Below are 3,316 nucleotides of genomic sequence, written 5' to 3'. Positions count from 1 at the left end.
GGGAAAGCGCAATCTCGATGGCCGGAATCAGATCCGCCGGGCTGAAGGGCTTCACCACGTACGCCATTGCGCCGGCGTCGCGGGCCCGCTCCACCAGCTCCTTTTGGCTGAACGCGGTCAGCAGCACCACCGGAGCAATGCGGGCCTTGACAATCTGCTCGGCCGCCGTGATGCCGTCCATGACCGGCATCTTCACGTCCATCAGGACCAGGTCCGGCTGTAATTCCCGGGCAAGTTCCACTGCCTTTTCCCCGTTGTCGGCTTCGGCAACGACGTCGTAGCCCTCGCCCCGCAGGATCTCGACGATATCCAGGCGGATCAGTGTCTCGTCCTCCGCGACAACGACGCGGCGAGCGGGGGCAGACTCGGTTTGTTCAGACACTGGCGCTCCTAGACTGTTTGTTGCCATTCACATGGCGTCGGTTCCGTAAAACAGCCTATCGGCATGTAGAGTAGATTCGCGCACTGGGCAGCATGAGGGTTTTCACAGTGGGAAGCCCCACGGCGACCGGTGCCGGCCCGAGTGGCGGAATGGCAGACGCACCGCACTCAAAATGCGGCGGGTAAAACCGTGTGGGTTCGAATCCCACCTCGGGCACGTATTGTCCCTGTTCGGAGGCTGGTGGGCCTCCGGGCGGGACCCATGGTTTAGGGGCTCCTTCGGGGGTCCCTTTGTGCTGGTGGCCGCTGGAGTGGTTGAGCCAAGCGCAGGCCCTGCCTGGTGCGGCCGGGAATCGCCTAAGATCGCCTAGGTGCCGGCGGGCCAGGGCGGGCCAGGCCGGGGCAGTCGATGTGAGATGCACCACAAGTAGCGCCCACTTTGTCCTTGCATGTTCAGGTGTAGCCTGTTATAAGTCACCAGTGATGGTGCTGGTGCTGACCAAGGAGTCGTACCATGAGCGTCGAATCAAATTCCGCGGCAGGGACCCTCCCTACCGGAAGTGGGCGCAGGGCCGAAACCCCCGTACCGGCCCAAGGCACTGCTGTGTCTCCCCAGACGGGCATCGGCACGCCGGTTGCTGATCCGGCAGCTTTAGGTCTGGGCGCCTTCGCAATGACCACCTTTGTCCTGAGCGTGATCAACGCCGGACTGCTCCCCAGAGCGGACGAACCGGTGGTCCTGGGACTCGCACTGTTCTACGGCGGGCTGGCACAGTTCGCAGCCGGAATCTGGGAATTCGCCAACCGCAACGTCTTTGGCGCGACGGCCTTCTGCTCCTACGGAGCCTTCTGGCTGTCCTTCTGGTTCTTGAGCCAGTTCAGTGCGGGCAGCCTGCCGGCCGCCGACGCCGGCAAAGCCGTCGGCGTCTACCTTTTGGCGTGGGCCATTTTCACCGCGTACATGACAGTTTCGGCGTGGCGCGTGAGCATGGCCGTCTTTGCGGTTTTTGTTTTCTTGACCCTGACCTTCATCGCGCTGTTCCTTGGCGCATTCTCCGGGGCAGGCGGGCTGACGGTGCTGGGCGGCTGGCTGGGCATCGTGACGGCGCTCATTGCGTGGTACTGCTCGCTCGCGGTGGTGGCAAACAACACCTATCGGCGGACCGTGCTCCCGGTCGGACGACGGTGACAGGCCATGACAGCAGGCCCTGCAGAATCGGATGAAACCCTGGCGAACTTGTTGCACGAACAGCGGCGCTTTCCTCCGGACGCCGCCTTTTCCGCCCAAGCCAACGTAACGCCAGCGGACTATGACGAGGCCGACGGAGACCGGCTGGCTTTTTGGGCGCGCCAGGCGGAGCGGCTGGACTGGTCCCAAAAATGGAGCGAGGTTCTGGACTGGTCCAATCCGCCCTTCGCCAAGTGGTTCGTCGGGGGCAGGCTCAATGCTGCCTACAACTGCCTTGACCGGCATGTCGCGGCCGGCCGCGGAGACAAGGTCGCCTTCTACTTCGAAGGCGAAGCCGGGGACACCCGCACGATCACCTATGCCCAGCTCACCCGGATGGTCTGCCAGGCAGCCAACACGCTGACCGATCTGGGCGTCCAGTCCGGGGACCGGGTGGCAATTTATATGCCGATGATTCCGGAAACCGTGGTGGCGATGCTGGCCTGTGCGCGGATCGGAGCCCCGCACACGGTGGTATTCGGCGGGTTCTCCGCGGATGCACTCCGGACGCGGATCCATGACTGCGATGCGCGGATCGTCATCACCTCCGACGGCGCCTACCGCCGAGGCAAGGCCAGCGGATTGAAGTCCGCCGTAGACGAGGCACTGTTGGACTGCCCCGATGTCCGCAAGGTCCTGGTGGTCCGCCGCACAGGCCAGGACGTCGATTGGACACCGGACCGCGACATCTGGTGGCACGAATCCGTTGAGTTGGCTTCCGCCGATCACGACGCCGAGGCCTTCGATGCCGAACATCCCCTGTACGTGATGTACACGTCGGGCACCACGGGCAAGCCCAAGGGCATCCTGCACACCACCGGCGGCTACCTGACGGCGTGCGCCTACACGCACTGGGCGGTGTTCGATCTGAAGGTTGGGTCCGATATCTTCTGGACTGCTGCGGACATCGGCTGGGTGACCGGGCATAGCTACATCGTGTATGGCCCCCTGGCCAATGGTGCCACCTCCGTGATGTACGAGGGCACGCCGGACACTCCCCATCAGGGCCGCTGGTGGGAAATTATCGACAAGTACAAGGTCTCGATTCTCTACTGCGCCCCGACGGCCATCCGGACGTTCATGAAATGGGGCGCCGGGATCCCGGCCAGGTACAGCCTCAACAGCCTGCGCGTCATCGGCTCCGTCGGCGAGCCGATCAACCCTGCTGCCTACATCTGGTACCGGGAGAACATCGGGCACAACCAAACACCTGTCGTGGACACGTGGTGGCAGACCGAGACCGGAGCCATCATGATCAGTCCGCTCCCGGGAGTTACAGCAGGTAAACCGGGCGCTGCCATGAGGGCATTGCCCGGGGTGGTGGCCGACGTCGTCAATGATGCAGGCGAACCGGTCGCCAACGGCTCCGGCGGCTACCTGGTCCTGCGGGAACCCTGGCCCTCGATGCTGCGCACCATCTGGGGCGACGACGACCGGTACGTGGAAACCTACTGGTCACGGTTCCCGGGGCTCTACTTCGCGGGGGACGGCGCGAAGAAAGATGAAGACGGGGACATCTGGCTTCTGGGCCGGGTGGACGACGTGATGAACGTGGCCGGACACCGGCTGTCGACGACGGAAATCGAATCGGCGCTCGTTGCCCATGCGAAAGTCGCCGAAGCCGCCGTCGTCGGCGCCCAGGACGACACCACCGGGCAGGCCATCGTCGCCTTCGTCATCCTGCGCAGCGAGGCGGGCGACGGCGGA

The 3,316-nt window shown here is 64.2% G+C and carries 3 protein-coding genes and 1 tRNA gene; 3 read left to right on the top strand and 1 reads right to left on the bottom strand.

The window, feature by feature from the left end; genetic code table 11:
* Window positions 1–382, bottom strand: a 382-nt coding sequence (locus AC5RWT_RS35920) for a response regulator (protein WP_494084388.1), incomplete at its 3' end; no start/stop codon positions are given.
* Window positions 383–517: 135 nt separating this feature from the next.
* Between AC5RWT_RS35920 and AC5RWT_RS35915 the strand changes: the two genes are divergently transcribed.
* The 3 genes from AC5RWT_RS35915 to acs all read left to right on the top strand — a co-directional run.
* Window positions 518–598: transfer RNA gene (locus AC5RWT_RS35915), tRNA-Leu, on the top strand.
* Window positions 599–895: 297 nt separating this feature from the next.
* Window positions 896–1,570: an acetate uptake transporter gene (locus AC5RWT_RS35910; RefSeq protein WP_494084387.1), complete on the top strand. Its 675-nt coding sequence runs from the start codon at window positions 896–898 to the stop codon at window positions 1,568–1,570.
* Window positions 1,571–1,576: 6 nt separating this feature from the next.
* The coding region (gene acs / locus AC5RWT_RS35905) for an acetate--CoA ligase (protein WP_494084386.1) at window positions 1,577–3,316 on the top strand (1,740 nt) is incomplete at its 3' end.

It is taken from the genome of Arthrobacter sp. Dra40, assembly GCF_059091905.1.
Note: the sequence above shows the minus strand (reverse complement) of the source record. Positions and strands in the feature narration are given on the sequence as shown.